This is a genomic window from Leifsonia aquatica H1aii, assembly GCF_000633535.1.
GTDB lineage: Bacteria > Actinomycetota > Actinomycetes > Actinomycetales > Microbacteriaceae > Leifsonia > Leifsonia aquatica_A.
The window spans coordinates 19,403-39,726 of record NZ_AYMR01000012.1; the positions used below are offsets into that span (position 1 = coordinate 19,403).

The 20,324-nt window shown below is 68.8% G+C and carries 15 protein-coding genes; 7 read left to right on the forward strand and 8 right to left on the reverse strand.

From position 1 onward, the window contains the following. Positions 1-104: 104 nt before the first annotated feature. Positions 105-311 (reverse strand): hypothetical protein, encoded by a 207-nt coding sequence (locus U870_RS0114095; protein ID WP_025158027.1) that lies wholly within the window; start codon positions 309-311, stop codon positions 105-107. 381 nt (positions 312-692) lie between these two features. On the opposite strand from U870_RS0114095, the gene U870_RS0114100 reads away from it, so the two are divergent. Further along, positions 693-1,607 carry a DMT family transporter gene (locus tag U870_RS0114100; RefSeq protein ID WP_025158028.1) on the forward strand — a complete coding sequence of 305 codons (915 nt, stop codon included), beginning with the start codon at positions 693-695 and terminating at the stop codon, positions 1,605-1,607. A 4-nt stretch (positions 1,608-1,611) separates the two neighbouring features. On the opposite strand, the gene U870_RS22630 is transcribed toward U870_RS0114100, so the two are convergent. The 7 genes from U870_RS22630 to U870_RS0114135 all read right to left on the reverse strand — a co-directional run bounded on the left by U870_RS22630 (position 1,612) and on the right by U870_RS0114135 (position 10,903). Further along, complete coding sequence (locus U870_RS22630) at positions 1,612-4,077, reverse strand: helix-turn-helix transcriptional regulator (RefSeq protein WP_025158029.1); 2,466 nt, start codon at positions 4,075-4,077, stop codon at positions 1,612-1,614. A 37-nt stretch (positions 4,078-4,114) separates the two neighbouring features. Beyond that, positions 4,115-4,795 carry a hypothetical protein gene (locus U870_RS0114110; protein WP_205288767.1) on the reverse strand — a complete coding sequence of 227 codons (681 nt, stop codon included), beginning with the start codon at positions 4,793-4,795 and terminating at the stop codon, positions 4,115-4,117. A 71-nt stretch (positions 4,796-4,866) separates the two neighbouring features. Further along, positions 4,867-6,267, reverse strand: a complete 1,401-nt coding sequence (locus U870_RS0114115; protein ID WP_240183709.1) for a glutamate decarboxylase — start codon at positions 6,265-6,267, stop codon at positions 4,867-4,869. A 48-nt stretch (positions 6,268-6,315) separates the two neighbouring features. After that, entirely contained in the window at positions 6,316-8,271 is a 1,956-nt protein-coding gene (locus U870_RS0114120) for a YhgE/Pip domain-containing protein (RefSeq protein WP_025158032.1), read from the reverse strand. After that, positions 8,268-9,032, reverse strand: coding sequence for an ATP-binding cassette domain-containing protein (locus U870_RS0114125; RefSeq protein ID WP_025158033.1), 765 nt, complete (start codon positions 9,030-9,032; stop codon positions 8,268-8,270). Before U870_RS0114125 ends, U870_RS0114120 begins: the two co-directional genes overlap by 4 nt. A gap of 35 nt (positions 9,033-9,067) precedes the next feature. Beyond that, complete coding sequence (locus tag U870_RS0114130) at positions 9,068-10,351, reverse strand: metal-dependent hydrolase family protein (protein ID WP_025158034.1); 1,284 nt, start codon at positions 10,349-10,351, stop codon at positions 9,068-9,070. Positions 10,352-10,675: 324 nt separating this feature from the next. Continuing rightward, complete coding sequence (locus U870_RS0114135) at positions 10,676-10,903, reverse strand: hypothetical protein (RefSeq protein ID WP_025158035.1); 228 nt, start codon at positions 10,901-10,903, stop codon at positions 10,676-10,678. Positions 10,904-11,464: 561 nt separating this feature from the next. Between U870_RS0114135 and U870_RS0114140 the strand changes: the two genes are divergently transcribed. From U870_RS0114140 to U870_RS0114165, 6 genes are all read left to right on the forward strand, one after another. Continuing rightward, complete coding sequence (locus U870_RS0114140; protein ID WP_240183705.1) at positions 11,465-14,302, forward strand: discoidin domain-containing protein; 2,838 nt, start codon at positions 11,465-11,467, stop codon at positions 14,300-14,302. Positions 14,303-14,476: 174 nt separating this feature from the next. Continuing rightward, entirely contained in the window at positions 14,477-15,724 is a 1,248-nt protein-coding gene (locus U870_RS0114145; protein ID WP_240183706.1) for an extracellular solute-binding protein, read from the forward strand. A gap of 53 nt (positions 15,725-15,777) precedes the next feature. Beyond that, a complete protein-coding gene (locus tag U870_RS0114150) occupies positions 15,778-16,656 on the forward strand; it encodes a carbohydrate ABC transporter permease (protein WP_025158038.1) in 879 nt (292 codons plus the stop codon). After that, entirely contained in the window at positions 16,643-17,554 is a 912-nt protein-coding gene (locus U870_RS0114155; protein WP_025158039.1) for a carbohydrate ABC transporter permease, read from the forward strand. The genes U870_RS0114150 and U870_RS0114155 overlap by 14 nt, the downstream gene beginning before the upstream one ends. An 11-nt stretch (positions 17,555-17,565) precedes the next feature. Next, the gene (locus tag U870_RS0114160; protein WP_240183707.1) at positions 17,566-19,020 is read left to right on the forward strand and encodes a glycoside hydrolase family 5 protein; all 1,455 of its coding nucleotides are present in this window, start codon (positions 17,566-17,568) and stop codon (positions 19,018-19,020) included. A gap of 17 nt (positions 19,021-19,037) precedes the next feature. Beyond that, positions 19,038-20,267 (forward strand): ROK family transcriptional regulator, encoded by a 1,230-nt coding sequence (locus tag U870_RS0114165; protein WP_025158041.1) that lies wholly within the window; start codon positions 19,038-19,040, stop codon positions 20,265-20,267. The last annotated feature ends 57 nt before the right edge of the window (positions 20,268-20,324 follow it).

Sequence of the window (20,324 nt, forward strand, 5' to 3'; positions counted from 1 at the left end):
GAAGCTCTCAACACGGTGCCCTTTCGGGGGTGTCTGCTTCTGTTGTGGGAGCCGTTGCGCAACCTGAGGGTCGTGCCTCAGCAGTAGCGCCTTCTGCGGCCTCCTCAGAGGGCGAAGATCTGCCACTCGTCGCATGGCAGCAGCGCCTCCGTCCGCCCGCTCCGGACCGACCAGTGGTCGCCCGTGAAGCCCAGGTATGTCACGAACAGTGTCTCCGCAGCCCAACCATCCGGCTTCCGTACCCAACGGACCAGGTGGATCTCGCTGTTCTTGCTGGGCAACAGTCCGGTGTACCCATCGATCGTCGTCATGATGTCGCCTCCCCATGTCGTACTTACGTAGAGAATCTCCGCCCTGGTGGGGCCGGGGCAGTGGCATCGAGCCGTCGGGAGGGTGGCGAAGTGCGGTGATATGGGTACCGCGATACGGCGAGTCCGCGCCCGGCTCCCCCGCTCATGCGCGTGCGCTCTCACCCGATCACCCATCGACGGCGTCCCAATCCCGTGACCTCGGCGATCCACCACCTAACTCGGGCCCGCGGTTTCGGAGCCGACGCAATCAGGTGCAATCCTCGGGGCGCGGGGCAGCCACCTTCGGCGACGAGCAGCTCCGCCCCGTGCGGCCGGAGCTGGCCTCCCCATACCGACTCCGGCCGCACCGCACGCACCGATCGGCGAGGAGAGGGGAGGCCGATGGTGGGATCGGGGGCGTCGACCACGATCGGAATCGTGCTCGCGCTGCTTTCCGCCCTCGTGCTCGCCGTCGGGGGGCACCTCCAATCGCGGGGCGTCAATCGGGGGCGCGGGCACGCCGGCCCTGCATCACTCGGCCACTCCGTCGCCCGGTTGCTGTCTTCCGGGCCGTGGCTCGCCGGCACCGCGCTCTCCGGGCTCGCCATCGCACTCCAGACCGGCAGCCTCGCATTCGCGCCCCTGATCGTCGTGCAGCCGCTCGGGATCGCCGCGTTGGTCTTCAGCTCCCTGCTCACGGCGCTGGTGACGAGGCGGGCGCCCGAACGTCGAGAGGTCGTCGCCATCCTCACCGCGGTGGTGGGTGTCGGCTCCTTCGTCGGAGTGGCGTCGGGCGTCAGCCACCAGCATCCGATCACCAGCGGCCAGCTGGTGGCCGTGCTCGTCATCCTGCTGGCGGTGCTGCTGCTCGCCCTCGCGCTGCTGCTGCTGCATCGCGTGCGGCCTGCACCGATCGTCTTCGTCGCGCTGGGCGGCGTGTTCTCGGGATTCGTGGCGACGCTCGGCAAGACCGTCATCCTGCGGGTGCAGGCGATCTTCGCCGATCATGGCCGGCTCGGTCCGGAAGATGCGCTGACCCTGCTCTGCGTCGTGGGGATCGCCGTGGCGGGAGGCCTGTCCGTCTACTTCGTGCAGCGGGCCCACGCCACGAATCCGCCGACCGTCGTCCTGGCCGGTCTGACCGTCATCGACCCTGCGGTCGGCATCCTCCTCGGCATCACGGTGCTGCACGAGACGGCGGGGGCGCCGGTCTGGACGTACGCCGCCTTCGCGGTGAGCGGTGCCGTTGCCTTCTCCGGTGTGCTCGCCCTGTCACGTCAGCACGAGGCGCCCGCGCGCACGCGCCGGGGATCGTGAACTCTCAGGTCTCGTCCTCGGAGGCGGCCGACGCGAGTTCCGCCCGGGACTGACGGCCGACCTTGTGCAGGCCGTTGGAAATGTGGTGCTCGACCGTCCGCACGCTGATGTTCAGCCGCGCCGCGATCTGTGCGTTCGTCATCCCACCGGCGAGGAGGGCGATCTCGCGCTCGCGCGGGCTCAACCGTTCGCCGGCGTCGAACCGTTCGGCCATCGAGCCGATCGGGTTGTCCGAGAGGTCGTCCAGTCGCCGGGCGATCGGCTCGAGGCTCTCGGCGATCCGCGGATGGGAGTCCGCGGTCGCCCGGCGCTGGCCCGCCCGCACGATCTGTGCGATGAGCTGGGCGTCCTGGTCGATGGTCCCGCCGCGCACGAGCGCTTCGAGATCGTCCACGCGCCGGTGTCGCACCGCGCTGGCCGCGCGGGCGGAGTTGGCGAACAACGCGATCGGGGCGGTGTGCGACAGTTCTTCGATCTGCGTGACGACCTCGTCGCCGGTGTCGACGCACGCTGCCGCCACAGCCGATGTCCAGGCCGAGGTGATGTACCCCCGCGAGCGGCGCAGGCGCACGCCCGCGGCGATCAAGCGGTCGAACGATCCGCGATCGCTGGGGTTCATCGTGATGTGCGGGGAGAGGTCGGCGCCCATCCCGTACAGCGGGCCCTCGTAGGGCGTGTAGTTCGGCACGTCGAGCGCGAGCGACTGCGCCACCGACGACTCCCGCCGGATCACGCGCGCGACGCCCGCCGAGATGTTCAGGAGGGCGCCGAAGATCGGACGCGCGAACATGGTGACCGGGGCGAGGCCCAGCGCCGAGCTGATCACGCTCTCGGCCTGGGCGAAGCGCCCGGCGAACAGGCTGGCGAGCATGGCGACGTACGAGGCGGCGACGAAGCCCGTGCGGTCGGTGTCGAGGAGGGTGTTGTTGCGCTGCGCCAGAGCCTCCGTGTAGGCGCCGCGGAGATCCCCGGTGTACACGTCGATCAGCGAGGCGAGCGTGTTCGTCGCCGACCGGCGGCCGGCGTGGAACATCTCGTCAGGGAGGGCCGCTCGGGCGCGGTCCATGTCGCCGCGGAAGAAGTGCAGGATGGCGAGGACCATCTCCGAGAACCCGGAGTGGTCCTTGGCCCTGAGCTCCTCGAGCTCGTCGATGGCATCGGCGGGGATCGAGTCCAAGAACGCCTGCAGGAGTCGGGATGCTGCTCGGGCGCGCGACCGTTCGGCGGGGTTGCTGCGAGCGATGTCGTCCAGGACGGCGAGGCCCGCCTCCAGATCACCGAGCTCCAGGGCGAGCCACTGCGCGCGCTGGAACTCGAAGCGGAACAGCTCGTCGCGGGTCGCACCGGCGTGGGAGGTCTTGGCGAATACTTCGTCGGCGTTCGCCTGGTCGAAGGCGCTGTTGGTCGCGCGCGCGATGTACTGGTTCGCTGCAGCCGTCGTCGGGGTCTGCTGCCATTGCCGGAAGCGATCGGTCGCGTCCACGTCGGCCGCCAGCTGGAAGATGCGGGCCGTGGCCGATGCGGTCGGCGGCCAGGAGGTGGAGCGGACCTGCCCCGAGGCTCCGTCGCCGGTGATGGTCTGCTCGTACTTGAAGAGGTCGGCGATCAGCGGAGGCCAGACCTGGACCAGACGCTCGCTGCCCGTGACGTCGACGACCCGGAGGACGCCCTTCGAGATGAGGGACGCGGCGGGCTCGTCCTGGCCGTCGAACTCGTGGCCGGCGAACTGGATCGGGCCGTGGACCGAGACCGAGTGGAGCAGCCGGAGCGCCTCCGGGTTCAGATCGCGGATCCGCCACCGGACCAACGGCACCAGCTGCTCGTTCCAGAGGGAGCGCGAAGCGAGGCGCCACAGACCGTCCTGGCGTCGGAGCAGCCCGGACATCAGGGCGGACTCGGCGATCGCGATCACCAGGGCGGGGTTGCCGCCCGACTTCGAGAGGATCCGGGCCGTGAGGGAGGCAGCGGGGTCGCCTCCGTCCAGCCGTTCACGGAGGAGTTCGGCGACCTCTTCGAAACCCAGCTCGGGCATCGCGATCGTCACCTCCGGCCAGATCGGCTTGCTGCGCAGATCCCCCGTGCGCACCACGCGCACGCTCGCCAGCGGTGGTGAAACCGAGTCGAGGATCTCGAGGGAGACCGTGTCGAGCAGATCCGCGTTGTCGATCAGCAGGATGAGGTCCGGGTTGTCGAGCAGTGCGCGCCGGGAGGATATGGCCAGATCGAGCGGGTTGCGGCGCTCCTCCTTCGACCCGAGCTGCAGGCTGGCGACCGCGAAGCCGGGCAGCTGGGGCGATCGTGCGACGTCCGGCGTGCGGAGCACCTCCAGGCCGCGGGCCTCGATGAGACGGGCGGCGTGACGCAACGTCGCCGAGCGTCCGCTACCGGCGCCGCCGACGAGTCGGACGCTGCGGCCCTCTGCGACGTGGGAGGCGATGGCTCGCGCCGTCTCCGTGAAGTGGAAGATCACGACTGCTCCGTTCGGACTCTTGTGTGCAACGTATGCCTCAACCCCGCGGGGCAGAAGTGCGTGACCATTGCGGCAGGACGATCAACGAGGCGACGAGGAAGCAGAGGGCTCCGACGAAGGTGCCGCCGTTGGCGAGGGCGTCGTTCGCAGAGTCGCCGTTCGCCAGGATGTATGCGCCGACGGCGGAGACGCCGAACGCGACGCAGCCGAGGAAGTTGATCTGCCCCGACCACCAGCCCACGGAGCGGGGGTTCCAGAAGCGGTCGGACCGCGTGAACGCCACGATCACGAAGACCCCGCTGATGAGGAACGCGACGGAGCCCGCGGCATCCGGCGTCCACACGAAGTGCTTCTCCGTGGCGAGGGCCTTCGCTCCCACGGCCGCCGAGGTGCTCACGTTGAACAGCAGGGTGCCGAAGAACTGGGTCGCCGCGGCGAGCCAGGCGGCGCGCACCATCGTCCCCGATCCGTACGAGACGGGGACGGTCGCCCTGCCGCTCATGAGCAGCTGGAGGAGGGCGGCGAAGGTGAAGAACCACGCGCCGAAGAAGTAGCAGAGGTTCGAGGTGGACGCGCCGGCCCACTGTCCGAAGCCGGGCGCCGAACCCAGCGCGAAGAGCGCGGAGCCGATCATGAACCCCCAGCACTGCTTGGTGAGGGTCGGGACGAGGATCGCGAGCGGTTTGCGTTCGCGGTCGTCGAATTCCAGCTGTGACACGTCCGTATCCTCCTGGTCCGTCGTCGGCCGTGTTCCGAGGAGGGCGGTGTCCCGCCCTCCTCGGGTCGGCATCAGTGGTGGAAGTGCGTTCCCTCGGCCATGCGGGGCAGGGGTACCTCGAGGGCGTCGAGGTAGGCGACCTCACCCTTGATGTCGGAGAGCAGGGCCGTCGCGAGGTCGCGGCTGAGTCCCACCTTGACGACGATGCGCTGGAGGACGACGTCGGCCATGTCGTCCGCCATCGGGTATGCGGGCACGAGCCAGCCCTTCATCCGGAGGCGGTCGGCCAGGTCGTAGAGGCTCCACTTGTCGGTGTACCCGTCCTTGAGCACCCAAGCGAAGACGGGGATGGTGTCGCCGCGGCTCACCAGCTCGAACGGACCGATCTCGGCGATCTCGCTCGACAGGTAGGTGGCCACGTCGATGGAGTTCTGCTGCACCTGCCGGTACCCGTCGCGACCGAGGCGGAGGAATTGGTAGTACTGCAGCAGCACCTGCGCGCCGGGTCGCGAGAAGTTGAGCGCGAGAGTCGGCATGTCGCCGCCGAGGTAGCTGACGTGGAAGATCATGCTCTCGGGCAGCACCGCGGTGTTCCGCCAGACCACCCAGCCGACACCCGGGTAGACCAGGCCGTACTTGTGGCCCGAGGTGCTGATCGAGTTCACGCGCGGCACCAGGAAGTCCCACTCCAGCTCCGGCTGGCAGAACGGAGCCACCATCGCCCCGGAGGCCCCGTCGATGTGGATCTTGACGTCGAGGCCCGTGCTCTCCTGGATCTCGTCGAGCTTCGCGGCGATCGCCACGACGTCGTCGTAGAGCCCGGTGAACGTCTGCCCGAGGATGGCCACCACGCCGATCGTGTTCTCGTCGACGTAGTCCTCCAGCTTGTAGCCGTCGAGGATGATGTGGTCCGGGCTCACCGGAACGTACCGCGCCTCGATGTCCCAGTAGTTGCAGAACTTCTCCCAGACCACCTGCACGGCGGCCGACATGATGAGGTTGGGCTTGTCGGCGGGCTTGCCCTCGGCTGCGCGCTTCTCCTGCCAGAGCCGCTTCAGGGCGAGGCCGCCGAGCATGCAGGCCTCCGACGACCCGATGGTGGAGGTGCCGATCGTGTCCGTCGTGTCCGGGACGTGCCACAGGTCGGCGAGGATGCGCCAGCAGCGGTCCTCGATCGCCGCGGTGGCCGGGTACTCGTCCTTGTCGATCATGTTCTTGTCGGCGGCCTCGGTGTACAGCTTCTTCGCCTCGTCATCCATCCAGGTGGAGACGAACGTCGCGAGGTTGAGGCGGGAGTTCCCGTCGAGGATGGCCTCATCGTGGACGATCTGATAGGCGGTCGATGGGAGGCTGGGGCCGTCCGGCATCCGGAATTTCTCGAACGAGGTCGCTTCGCCGGGACGCACGAAGACGGGGTTCACGCTGAGGGTGGAGTCCACGTTGGTGGACTGGCGGGCACTGCTGGTGTTGATGGTCACTTTCGCTCCTTGTGATTTCTTCGACGGGCGTCGGGCCGGGTCTCAGACCTCGACCGGTGGGTAGAGGCGGTCCATGTTGTATTGGCGGTTGCGTCGAGCGGCCCAGGTCGAGACGGCGACGAAGATCACCGTCAGTCCGACCGTCACGCCGATCGCGACCCAGAGCCGGTAGTCGGCTCCGCCGAGGATCAGCTGCCGGAGCGCGTTGTTGGTGTACGTCATCGGGTCGACCACGTTGATGTACTGGAAGGGGACGGAGGTCGTCGGGACCGGATAGATCCCTCCGGCCGAGGTCAGCTGGATCATCAGGAACGCCAGCGTGAGCACGCGCCCGACGGCGGGCCCGAGCAAGGCGTTGAACATCTGGATCATCGCCATGAACATCGCGACCATGAGGAGCATGAACCCGTAGGTCCCCCAGGGGTCGTGCGGTTCCAACCCGATCGCGAAGCGCACCACCAGGAACAGGATCGTCGCCTGCAGGATCCCCACGAAGACCGTGGGGGCATAGGAGGCGAGCACCACCCGGAACGACGTCAGACCCTGCGCGAGCGGTCGGGCCAGGATCGGGCTGAACAGCATCCATGCGATGATCCCGCCGACGAAGAGGGCGAGCCCGAGGAAGAACGGTGCGAATCCGTAGGCGAAGGTCTTGGCCTCGTTGTTCGTCTTCTCGTGGAGTTCGACCGGGTTCGCGAGCGCCTTGATGAAGTTCGACTGCTGAGAGTCGTTCCACGTCGGCAGCAGTTTCAGCCCGAGGCCGGCAGCCCCGGAGAGCTCGCTGGTGCCCGCGGCCAGCTGGGTCGTGCCCGTCGCGAGCTGGTTCGCTCCGTCGGAGAGCTGCCCGATGCCGCTGTTCAGCTGATCGGCGCCGCTGCGCAGCTGCGTCGCCGCCGAGGAGACGCTCGACAGGTCGCGTTGCACGGCCCCTCCCTCGACCGCCCGCAGGACGACGTTGACGCGGCTCTGCGGGTTGTTGAACTCGCCGGCCAGCCGATCGACGTCGGTGTGGATGGCGTCGAAGAGCGTGCTGACCTCCTGCGTCAGCTGCGCCTTCGCGAAACTCTGCTGCACCGACGTCAGCCGGGCGCCGATCGCCTGCACCGCAGGATCGTCGCTGCCGTTCGCGTCGTCGATGATGCTCTGGAGCTGGCTCGCGGCGGCGGCCTGACCGGCCGCGGCGTTGTCGATGGCCTTCGCGATGGCGTTCGTGTTCGAGTCGAGCCTGGCGACGATCTGGCGGATCTCGTCGCCGGTCAGCCCGGAGGTCGCCACCACCGAGTTGGCCTTGGAGACGGCGCTCTGGACGGCATTGTCGAGTTCGTCGATCGCTCCGGCGAGCTGCGAGGACCCCTCCTTGGCGGTCACGAGGTTGGTCGCGAGCTCCTGCGCGCCGCTGTTCGCGGTCTGCATGCCGGAGTTGAGCTCGTCCACGCTGGCCACGGCGGTCTTGATCTTGGGGATCGCCCCCTTCACGCCGGTCAGCACCGTCTCGAACGTCTGCTGGCTCACCTGCTGCTCGACCTGGTTGATGACCTGCTCCGCGGCGTCCTGCCCGATGACCGTCGACAGGTAGTTGTTCGAGTCGTTGTAGGTGAACAGCAGGCCCGCCGAGCGCGGGTCGTCCGTCGCCGACGAGGCGATGGACTCGCTGAAATCCTTCGGCAGGGTGATGGTGAAGTAGTACTTGCCGTGGGCGAGCCCGGCGACCCCGTCCTTCTCGCTCGTCTCGTGCAGATCGAGCTGCTTGGACGCGATCAGCCCGGACACGACCGACGCGCCTGCCTCGAGCTTCTCGCCCTTCACGGTGGCTCCGGCGTCGAGATTGATGATGGCGACGGGGATCTTGTCGACGTGTCCGAACGGGTTGTAGAACGCCCAGAGGTAGAGGGCCCCGTACATCAGCGGCATCAGGATGATGACGATCAGGGCCAGCCGTGGCATCCGGCCGCGGTAGTAGCGCTTGAAATCGCTGCCCGGTGAGAATGCTGCGATCATCGTTCCACTGCCTCCTGCTCGAGAACGGCGAATTCCTGGTCGGTGAGGTTCTCCACGTCGATGACGTCCCGGACCCCCGTGTCCGGGTGCACTCCGTTGACGTCCGCGGTGACCACCGTCTGATCCCGCCCCAGGACGACGAGTCGTTCGAGGAGGTGGTGGGCGGCCGGGATGCTCGCGAGCTCGTCGACGCCGCCGACCACCAGCAGGGGAGGCCGTTCGATGTTGGCGAGCGCGATGCGCAGCAGCGCGGCGGTGAGCTCGGGAAGTTCTTCGACCATCGCGTTGAGCGACGGGAGCGAGAAGTCCCCGAAGACCGGACGGCAGATGCGTTCGAGGTCCTCCTCGGTGGACTGCGGCACCCAGCGGTACCACGGGGCGCGCCAGCGCAGTTGCTCGGTGAGCACATCGTGCACCCGGATCGTCTGGCCGATGCCGTCGACTTCGTCGATGTTCGCGATCGTCGCGTTCTCGAACAGGTGTCTCGGGTCGTCGGTGCGTCCGAAAGCGGTGATGGTCCCGCGGGTCGGCTTCATGCGTCCGGCCAGGGTGAGGAGCAGTGCGGTGCGCCCGCGTCCGCCGGCCCCCCGGATCACCGTCACGCCGCCTCGGCGCACGGTGACGTCGGACGGGCCGTAGATGCGGCCCCAGGACGCGTCCACGCCGATGGCGTCGGCCTCGATGAGCGGGCTGTCCGCGTCGTGGTGGGCGGTTTGAGCGGTGGCGGTCGGCGAGGGGCCGTCGAGTGGTGGGTGGGACATCTTCACTCCTCGGGTAGGGAACCGGTCGGGTCGGCTCAGAGGTCGTTCTTGACGATCCGGCCGCCCGTGACGATGAGCTTGAGGTTCTGCTCCGGGTCGGCGATGACCGACAGATCGGTCGTCGGATCGCCGTCGAACAGCAGTACGTCGGCCCAGGCGCCCGCTGCGACGACGCCCAGCCGGGCCGTCCCGTACGGGTTGCGCTGGCCGGCGAGTTCGAGCAGGCCGGCATTGCCCGAGGTCAGCATGGTGAGCGCCTCGACGTTGCTGTAGAACTCGCCGAGGCGGGCGGCCATTACGCTCTGGCGTGCAGCGGCCTGGGGCTCCAGCAGCAGGTCGGTTCCGAACGCCACCTTCACGCCGTGCTTCTTGGCCCAGCCGTAGACCTCGGCGGTGCCGTCGCAGATCTCGCGGTTCTTCGCGGTGCGGACGGGGTCGGGATAGTGGTGGTCGTCCTCCGCGAACGGCTGCATGGAGAGCCACACGTCCTTCTCACCGATCAGCGCCACGGTGTCCTCGTCCGCGAGGTGGCCGTGCTCGATCGAGCGCACACCGGCGTCGATCGCCCGGCGGATGCCGGCGACGGAGTAGACGTGGGTCGCCACGTAGGTGCCGTAGTCCTCCGCTGCCTGGACCGCCGCGCGGATCTCGTCCGGGGTGAACTGCAGCGTGTAGAGCGGGTCGTACATGGAGGCGGCGCCCCCGCCCAGCGTGAGCTTGATCTGGGTGGCGCCGGAGCGCAGCTGCTCGCGCACCGCGGCCAGTACGCGTTCGACGCCGTCGGCGGTGCGGGTGAAGCCGATGTCCTCCGTCCGGCTCGGGCTGCCCCCGAATACTTCCGGCGTCTCGTACACGAACGCGAAGTCGCCGTGTCCGGAGGTCTGCGAGATCATCGCCTGGCTCGGGAAGATGCGCGGCCCGTCGAAGACGCCGCGGTCGACCAGCTCCTTCACGGGGGCGGTGTCGCCTCCCATGTCCCGCACGGAGGTGAAGCCGCGCAGCAACATCCGCTTCGCTTCGGCGATGGTGTTGCCGTACAGCACCCCGGTGGGGCCGGTCACGAAGTCTAGGTATCCGTTCGCGTTGCCCATCAGGTGCACGTGGACATCGCTCATCCCGGGCATGAGGAAGCGTCCGGCGCCGTCGATCTGGGTGGTGGGGACGCCCGTATCCGTGGCGACGGGCGAGGTGGAGACCCCGGTGATCGTGGCGCCGTCGATCACGACGTCGGCGCCGTCGACGACACCGCCGCCGAGGCCGTCGAACACCCGCACGTTGCGGATGACGAGGCGCGGTGCTGAGGGAGTGTGACTGGTCATGCGCTCAAGCTAGAACCCGAGATGTACGCATGTCTAGGGCTGATCTGCTAGGTGTTTCATGTGTGCATGTGAAACGAACAGAAGGTGAGATTTCAGGCGCGACCCGTTGTTCCGAGTGGCCGGACGGGCCGCGGAACTCCACGCACCGGGACGTTCGTCGGGCCGTTCACGGCCTGCGCGTCCGATGCGGGCGACGGGGTGAAAACTAACCGCGGCCGAGGGATCACTGGGTGCGACGTCCGCCCGGATCCGTGGTGGGAGGACGCGCAATGGGTGCGGCGAGGGAGTCGGTACGCAGCGGGTGCCGGATGGGTGAGGCGTGGCTCAGCCGGCGCGGCTGCCGCTCGCGGTGGCCTGCGCCTCGGCCAGGGCCAGGGCGGCGTCCTTGTCGCGACGGCGTCGCGCGGACGAGCGGAGGAGCAGCAGTCCGCCCAGGAGGGCGAACAGGGAGACGAGCGTGACTCCGATGACCGTCATCACCGAGTTGCTGCCCGTCGCGGCGAGGATGCCGCCGACGGTGAGCCCCCCGCCTATGGGTCCTGATTGGTACATGAATTCCTCGCTTCGTCTCGCGTCGGTCGCGTCGGAGTTTCTCTCGAGCGCCGACCTCGCGTGACGTGCGGAGGGATGAGTGCTAGGACACTCGGCTTCCGCGACGGGAGCTGGTTCGGGTGAGAGATCCTTGATCGGGTTGGATCGAATACCAGTCTGAGTGTCGCCGACGCCCGCATCCGTACTGGCGAATGCTGCTCAGTAGGCGGGAATCCGAGGTTCCGTATGGCCGCGCCTCCACGGGAGGTACCAGGGCGCCGGCTGCCCGTGCCGAGCGCCCTGGCGGGTCGGACGGCGCATGCGCCGTCACTCTCCTCGTGGCGTCACGTGGTGGTCCCCTGCGCGCGACGTCGCTCGAACGGTATCGGGCCCGCCGCCGGCACGGCGGGCCGGCCGTCCGATCCCCGTGCGAACCAGGCCCCGTCTGGGTGCGAGCGGGGCGTCGGACGGTGGGAGCGACTTAGCGTTGGACTTAATTTAAGTTCTTGACAAAGCAGGCGGTCGCCCGCGATGCTACGTGCGACGGAACGGCCAGACGTTCCGCACTGATCAAGGAGGATCGTGAAACGACACGTTCTGGCCGCGCTGGTGACAGCCGCGGCCGTGGCGGCGACAGCCGTCCTGCCCGTCACCGCGGCGAACGCCGCGGCCCTCACCGCGGCCGACTTCCTCAAAGCCAGCGGCAACGTCCTGAAGAAGGCCTCCGGCACCGGCGCCGCGCTCAACCTCCGCGGAACGAACATCGGCGGATGGCTCACGCAGGAGGACTGGATGTCCCCGCTCGGCGAGTTCGCCGCCGATCGCACGGGCTGGACGGCTACCGCGTCCGCCGGGACCGCGGGCAGTGCGCTCGACGGCTCGGGCACCAGCCGCTGGACCACGGGCGCCAACCAGGCCGGTGGGGAATGGATCCGGCTCGACCTCGGCGCCAACACCCTGTTCAACCGCCTGACGGTCGACAACACCGCAAACGCCGGGCAGTGGCCCCGGATGCTCAACATCGAGACCTCGACCAACGGGACGACCTGGACGAGCGTCGCGACGCAGGCGGGCTCGGACGGCCTCACGACCGTGAAGTTCAGCCCCCAGGTGGCGCGTTATGTCCGGGCCACCCAGACCGCCACCGCCTCCGCACCCTGGTCGGTCGGCGAGATCAACCTCTACAGCGACCCGGTGCTCTTCAACGGCACCCACACGGCCATCGCCTCCGTCAGTGCGCCGGGCACCACCGCCCAGATGGTCCTCGACGGCAATGTCTCCACGGTGTGGCAGACCGGGGCGACGCAGGTGCCCGGCCAGAGCCTCACCGTGGATCTCGGGCGAAACGTCGACATGGACAAGGTCCTGTTCGACGCGGGCGCCGCCACGGCCAACGACTACCCGCGGATCTACGACGTCTTCACCTCGTACGACAACACGAACTGGACCCAGGTGGCGAGCGGGTACGGCTCGAACCGGGTCGTGCAAGCGGACTTCCAGGGCACCAAGAACGGCCGGTACCTGCGGATCGTCTCCAACGGCACCTCCGCGCAGTGGTGGTCCGTCGCCGAACTCGCCATCTCGAGCGGGACCTCCCTCGACCGCGGCGGCTGGACGGCGACCTCGACGGTGGGCGCGACGCCGGCGAACCTGCTCGACGGCAACACCGCCACGAGGTGGACGACCGGCGCCGCCCAGACCCCCGGCCAGGCGGTGACGGTCGACATGGGAGCCCTGGTCACTCTGAACAACGTGACCACCGACACGGCCAAGAACACCACCGATGAGGATGACTGGGCGCGCGGCTACAGCCTCCAGCTCTCCCGTGACGGCACCGCCTGGAGCACGGTCGCCACCGGCGTCGGCACCCGGAAGGCCAGCACGATCGGCTTCACCGCCCAGGCGGCACGCTACGTCCGGCTCACCCAGACCGGTTCCGCCGGCAACTGGTGGTCCATCGGCGAGCTCACCGCGGGGCTGTACAACGACGACTACTCGCTGACCAACACGATGACCTCCCGCTTCGGCGCGACGACGACGGCGTCGGTCGTGGCCACCCACCAGGACACCTGGTTCACCGGCAGCGACCTCGACGCCATCCAGGCCTCCGGCATGAACTTCATCCGGGTGCCGATCGGCTGGAACGTCTTCCTCAACCTCGACGGCAGCTGGAAGTCGAACCCGTGGACCAAGATCGACTGGGTCGTGAACCAGGCGGCAGCGCGCGGGATCTACGTGCTCATCGACCTGCACACCGTCCCCGGTGGCGGGTGCCCGTGGGGCTCCTGCGGCCGGATCGGACCGAACCCGAACGGCTTCTGGGGGAGTGCGACCTACCAGAACTGGGTCGAGGACATCTGGAAGAAGATCGCCACCCGCTACAACGGGAACCCCGCCGTGGCCGGCTACGACCTCATCAACGAACCGCTCATCGACTACGACGAGGACGCCGCCGACGTCGCCCAGAAGAGCGACTACTACAACCGGCTCTACACGGCCGTCCGTGCGATCGACGGCGATCACACGATCTTCCTGGGGGCGTTCTTCGGTCTCGACAAGCTCGCGCCGCCGTCGACCTACGGCTGGACCAACGTCGTCTACGAATACCACCCGTACGACATGCCGAACTCCAAGGACTGGACGGCGCAGAACCAGCTGGTGACGAACGAGCTCGGCGCTCTGCCGGCGAAGCTGTCGAACCCCGGCGTGCCCATCCTCTATGGCGAGTACTCGCTCTACTACAACGACGATGTCTGGGCACGGTTCATGGCCGGGCTCAACGCGTCGCAGGTGTCGTGGTCGAACTGGTCGTACAAGGTCAAGGGAACTGCCGAGGACGGCTTCGCCTACTGGGGCATGTACTACGACGACCGCAAGCCGGTGCCGGTGATCAACAGCGACGACGCCGCGACGTTCCAGTCGAAGCTGGCGCAGTTCGGCACGGCGAACTTCACCCAGAACACCCGGTTCGTCGCGACCATCGCGAAGTACGCGGGCGGCCTCTCCACCTTCTCGCCCGTCGCCATCAGCCACACCGGCTGGACGGCGACCGCCTCCAGCACGGCCGCCGGATCGTCCGCAGCGGCAGGGATCGACGGCGCGAACGGGACGTCGTGGCAGAGCGGGCAGGCGATGGCCGGAGGCGAGTGGTACCGCATCGACATGGGGGCGAACCGCACTGTCGCGATGGTGACGGTGCAGACCGCCACCGGATCGAAGTGGGACTACCCGCGCGGGTTCAGGGTAGAGACGTCGCTCGACGGCTCGACGTGGACCACGGCGGCGACCGGGATCGCCTACGGCTGGAAGCGGCCGATCTCGATCTCCCCGACGACCGCGCGCTACGTGCGGATCACCCAGACCGGTGTCGCGCCGCAGTGGTGGACCATCGATGAGGTGACGGTCTACTCGTCCTACTAGGACGAACGGATGCCGGAGGGGTGTCACGCCGGCGCCCCCTCCGGCAGGGGGAGAATCCTCTTGCCCGCCGCTTATCCATACCTTAATCTAAGACATAGACAAAGAACGCAGACGTTCCCGCACCACCCCTCGCACAACCCCCAGCACCACCTGCACACCCGAAAGGAAATCTCGATGAAGAGAATGCGCTGGCTCGCCCTGGGCACCGCCGCCCTGGTCGCCGCCACCCTCGCCGGATGCTCGTCCTCCGGATCCGGCGGAGAACAGACCGCGGGCAAGAACCTCACGGTCTGGGTCATGGGCGACAGCTCCGCCCACTTCGACGCCCTGGTCAAGCCGTTCGAGGAGAAGACCGGCATCGACGTCAAGACGGTCGCCATCCCCTGGGACAACGTCGACCAGAAGTTCACCACCGCCGTCGCCTCCGGCGGCGGACCCGACGTGCTGCAGATCGGGCTCTCGAAGCTGCGGACCTACGCCGACAGCGGCGCCCTGCTCACGCTCGACGATGCCGCCCTCGCCGATCACCCCCACCTCGCCGCGTCGAACTTCGTCGACGGGGTCGCGGGCGATGCCACGGCCATCGGCGGCAAGGTCGTCTCGATGCCGTGGGTGTCCGACACCCGGGTGCTCTTCTACCGCACCGACATCCTCCAGGCCTCGGGCATCGACGCCCCTCCCGCCACGTGGGACGAGCTCCGCGCCGACGCCAAGACCCTGGCGGCGCGCGGCGACGGATCGTACGGCTACTACATCCCGCAGTGGGACAGCGCCCTCCCCGTCGTCATGACGTGGGATCAGGGCGGGGAGATCGTGGACTCGAAGGGGAAGATCGACTTCGACACCCCGGCCTTCGACAAGGCGGTCGACCTCTACACCGGGCTGTACGCCGACAAGAGCGTCCCCACGAACAGCGACTTCGACCAGACCCAGGGCTTCATCACCGGCTCCACGCCGATGCTGGTCAGCGGCCCCTACCTCGCCGCCGCCATCACCCAGTCCGCCCCGGACCTGGCCGGCAAATGGAACGTGACCACCGTTCCCGCGGCCGACAAGGACACCTCCCTCCTCGCCGGCTCGAACCTCGGCGTCTGGGGATCGACGAAGAACAAGGCCGGCGCGCTGGAGCTGCTCGACTACCTCTCGCAGCCCGACGTGCAGGTGAAGTGGTACGAGTCCGACGGCCAGCTCCCCACCGTGAAGAAGGCGCTCGAGGACCCGACGCTCACGGCCGACCCGATGGTCGCGGTCTACACCAAGCAGCTCGCCTCCTCCCGGCTCCTGCCCCTCGTGCCCAACTGGGACGGGGAGACCGGCAAGGCGCTGCTCGACTCGCTCAACTCGATCGTGCTCACCGGCGCGAACCGGGACGACGCGTTGAAGACCCTGTTCACCTCCACCAGCGGAACCTCCGCGAAATGAGCTCCGGCGGTGCGCGGTGGCATCGGCCGCCGCGCATCGCCGGCCATGAGGCCATGAAGACCCGACTCGTCCCCTACACCTTCGTCGCTCCGGCGATGCTGCTGCTGATCGCCTTCGGCATCCTGCCGATCGCCGTCGCCCTCCTGGTCAGCTTCACCGACATGAACCTGGCCGGTCTCGGCGACTGGTCGCGCATCCAGTTCGTCGGCGGAGACAACTACTCCGCGCTGTTCGCCGACCCGGCGTTCTGGCAGGCGCTCGGAAACACCGCCCTGTTCGCGCTGATCGGCGTCCCGAGCGTGATCGTGCTCTCCCTGGTGATCGCCCTCGCCCTCAACCGCTCGCAGGGGCGCTTCTTCCGGGCGCTCCGTTCCTTCTACTTCGTCCCGGCGATCACGGCGATCGTCGCGGTCGCGCTGGTCTGGGGCTACCTGTACAACACGCAGTTCGGCCTCTTCAACTATCTGCTCTCGACCGTCGGGCTGCCGCCGGTGCCGTGGCTGTCCGACCCCACCGTCGTGAAGTTCTCGGTGGTGCTCGTCGCCGTATGGCGCGGCCTGGGCCTGAACGTGATCATCTTCCTGGCGGCTCTGCAAGGCGTGCCCAAGGAGTACCTCGAGGCCGCCGCGATCGATGGGGCGTCCGGCTTCCGGCGCACCGTGTCGATCGTCATCCCCCTGCTGCGCTTCGCGATCTTCTTCGTCACCATCACGACGGTGATCGCCTGGCTGCAGTTCTTCGACGAACCCTTCGTGCTCACCAAGGGCGGCCCGCTCGGGGCCTCCACCTCGATCGCGCTCTTCCTCTATCAGAAGGGGTTCTCGTCGAGCCAGTTCGGCTACGCCAGCGCCGGCTCGGTCGTCCTGGTCGCGATCATCGCGATCATCACCGTCGTCCAGCTGCGGCTGAGGAGGTCCGATGTCGACTACTGAACTGCTCGCACGCGGGAGCCGTGCGCCGGCCGCGGACGAGGACGGCGGCCTCGGGGCGCCGGAGAGACGGGGCCGCAGGAACAGGCGCGGCCGAGCCGGCACGATCGTCATCGGCGCCGTGCTGGGCGCGGGCGCCCTGATCACCGCGTTCCCCTTCCTGTGGATGGTGTTCGCGTCCGTCAAGCCGCGCAGCGAGTCGGTGGCCTACCCGCCGCAGCTGCTGCCGCAGAAGCCGACGCTCGAGTACTTCGTCCAGCTGTTCACCGAGCTCGACTTCGGCCGCTACCTGCTGAACACCCTCATCATCGTGGTGATCTGCATGCTGGGCCTGCTGCTAATGGCCGCGGCCGGGTACGGCTTCGCGAAGTTCACCTTCCGCGGCCGGGACGCCCTGTTCTTCCTGGTGCTCGTCACCATGATGATCCCGGGCCAGGTCACCATGATCCCCAGCTACCTCATCCTGAACGGGATGAAGCTGACGAACACGCTCATCGGCATCGCTCTGCCCATGCTCGTCTCCGGGTTCGCGGTGTTCCTGTTCCGGCAGTTCATGGCGACAATCCCCACCGAGATCGTCGAGGCGGCGCGGATGGACGGCGCCGGCGAGTGGCGGATCTTCTTCCGCATCATCCTGCCGATGTCGGGACCGATCCTCGCCGTGCAGGTGGTGCTCACGTTCATCGCGGGATGGAACAGCTTCCTCTGGCCGCTCATCATCGCCAACGACCAGAGCCTCTACACGCTGTCCGTCGGCCTCTCCCTGCTCAACCAGCAGATCGCGACCAACCCGTCGCTGCAGATGGCCGCCTCCACCCTGATGGTCGTCCCCATCCTGATCGTCTTCGTCGTATTCCAGCGCTACGTCGTCCAAGGCTTCGCGCTGTCCGGTCTGAAGTGAGGAACCGAGAAATGAGCAACCCGATGAACACCGTCCCCCGAGCGCGGCCCGCCGGTTTCGTGCGTGCCGACGGCACCCGCCTGGTGGACGACGACGGCCCCCTGCTCCTGCGCGGTGTCGGACTCGGCAACTGGCTGCTCGCCGAGGGGTACATGTGGGCCTTCGGCGACGAGATGGCCTCCCCGCGGCAGATCGAGCACCGGTTCGCCGAGCTGATCGGCCCCGAGCGCGCCGCGCACTTCTGGCGGCGGTTCCGGGACACGTTCATCACCGAGCGGGACATCGAGCTGATCGCTGCCCACGGCTTCGACCACGTGCGGCTGCCGATCAACGCGCGCGGGGTGATGGACCCGGACGGCGGGCTGATCGAGGAGGGCTTCGAGCTCATCGAGCGCGCGGTCCGTTGGAGCGAGCGCTCCGGGCTGCGCATCCTGCTCGACCTGCACGGCGCCCCGGGCGGGCAGACCGGCACCAACATCGACGATTCGCCCAACCGCATCCCCGAGCTGTTCATGTCTCCGCTCTACCGGGCGCAGACCGTCGAGCTGTGGCGGGAGCTCGCCCGGCGCTACCGCGACCGCGAGGCCGTCCTCGGCTACGACCTGCTCAACGAGCCGCTGCCGAACGAGTGGCAGCACCGCTACAACGACGAGCTGATGGAGGTGTATCGCGAGCTGACGGCGGCGGTGCGCGAGATCGACGACCGCCACCTCCTGATGTACGAGGGCAGCCACTGGGCGACCAACCCGGAGCCGGTGAGCGTGCGGTACGACGACAACCAGGCCGTCCAGTTCCACCGCTACTGGTGCCCGCCGGACGAGACCAGCATCGCCGAGTTCCTCCAGGTGCGGAACGACCTCGGCGTCCCCGTCTACATGGGCGAGGGAGGCGAGAACACACCGGGCTGGATCTACGCGGCCACCCGGCTCTACGAGCGGCACGGCATCGGCTGGAACTTCTGGCCGTGGAAGAAGCTCGACACGCTGACCTCCCCGCTCTCCGTGCGCCGCCCGGACGGCTGGGACGTGATCGCCGACCCCCTGTCGCGACCGACCGCCGAGGACGCCGAGCGGATCCTCGACGCCTACCTGGAGGCGATCCCCGCCGACCGGTGCGACGTACGCGGCGGAGTGCTCGACGCCCTCTTCGCGCGGCCCGAGCTGCACCTGCCGGCGTGGACGGGGGTGCGTGACGCGGCCGAGACGCCGATCGTCGAGCTCACACCGGATGCCGTTCCCGAGGGGATCTGGCACCACACGGCCGGGCGCCCCTACGCGCACGACGAGTTCGTTCCCGTGGCCCTCGCCCCCGGATCCCGGCTGGAGTTCGACTTCTCGGCGCGCCCGGCCTCCTGGAGCATCGACGCCGACCGCCCGCACGCGCTCACGACCAGCTGGGGCGACGGCAGGCTCACCCTCGCCGCCGACGAGCACGTCCTGATCCGCAGACTCGAGGTCGGCGTGTGACGGGATATCGTCGAGCCATGACTGCTCCAACCCGGCCGGCCGTCTCCGGAACCCGGGAGTCGGCGACCGTGACGACCCTGCGCCAGCAGAACCGCGCCGCCGCGCTGCAGTTCGTGCTGCAGGCGGGGGAGACCACCCGTGCGGAGCTCGCCCAGCGTTGCGGGTTCTCCTCCGCGTCGGCGGCGAACATCACCGCCGAGCTCATCGAGGACGGCCTGATCGCCGAGGTCGGCTCCGTCGCCTCCCGGGGCGGCCGGCCCATCTCGCTCATCGCCCCGCGGGCCGACGGCGCCTACGCCATCGGCGTGGACGTGGGGGAGCGGGGCGTCGCCGTCGAACTCTTCGACCTCTCGCTCGCGATGGTGGACCGGGAGTTCCGGGGCGGCCGGCAGGAGGAGTCCCCCGACGACATCCACCGCGACCTCCAGGAGGCGGTCGCCGAGCTGCGCGACCGGAACCGTGAGCGCTGGCCCCGGGTGCTGGGGATCGGCCTCGGCCTCCCCGGCGTCGTGGAGACGGAGGCGGACGGCTCGCAGGTCCTCTACGCGCAGAGCCTCGGGTGGGCGCCCCGGCCGATCCCGCTCGACCTGGACCCGGACCTGCCGGTCTTCGCGGAGAACGGCGCCAAGACCCAGGCGCGGGCGGAGCTCTGGTACGGAGCCGCCCGGGGCATCGACCACGCCGTCGTAGCCCTGCTCGGCCGCGGCGTCGGCCTCGGCGTCATCAGCGACGGGGAACTCGAGCACGGTGCGTTCAGCAGCGCCGGCGAGTGGGGGCACACCAAGATCCGCTTCGGCGGCGCCCTCTGCCGGTGCGGGCAGCGCGGCTGCGTCGAGGCCTACCTGGGTGCGGACGCGATCCTGGCCGCATGGCAGGAGCGGGGCGGGTCGTTCGACGGCAGCGGATGGCAGGCGATCGGCGCCCTCCTCACCGCGGCGCAGACCGATGCGGAGGCCGCCAGCGTGGTCGACGAGGTGATCGACGCGCTCGGCGCGGCGCTCGGAAGCGTCGTCAACCTGACCAACCCGGAGCGCATCGTCGTGGGCGGCTGGGTGGGGATGCGCCTGATGGAGCAGCACTCCGAGCAGATCGCGGCGGCCGTCCGACGCAACTGCCTCGACCGGCTGGGCGCGCAGTTCGAGCTCGTCCCCGCCACCTTCGGCGGCGACACCGTCGCCCTCGGCTCCGCGCTCATGCCGATCCGGGCGCTCATCGACGCCCCGCGGTCGGAGCTCGCGGCCGGCTGAGCACGGCGGCCGGCCGCCGGCATTGCTGCGGGCTCGGCCGGTCGGCCGCGGGTGCGT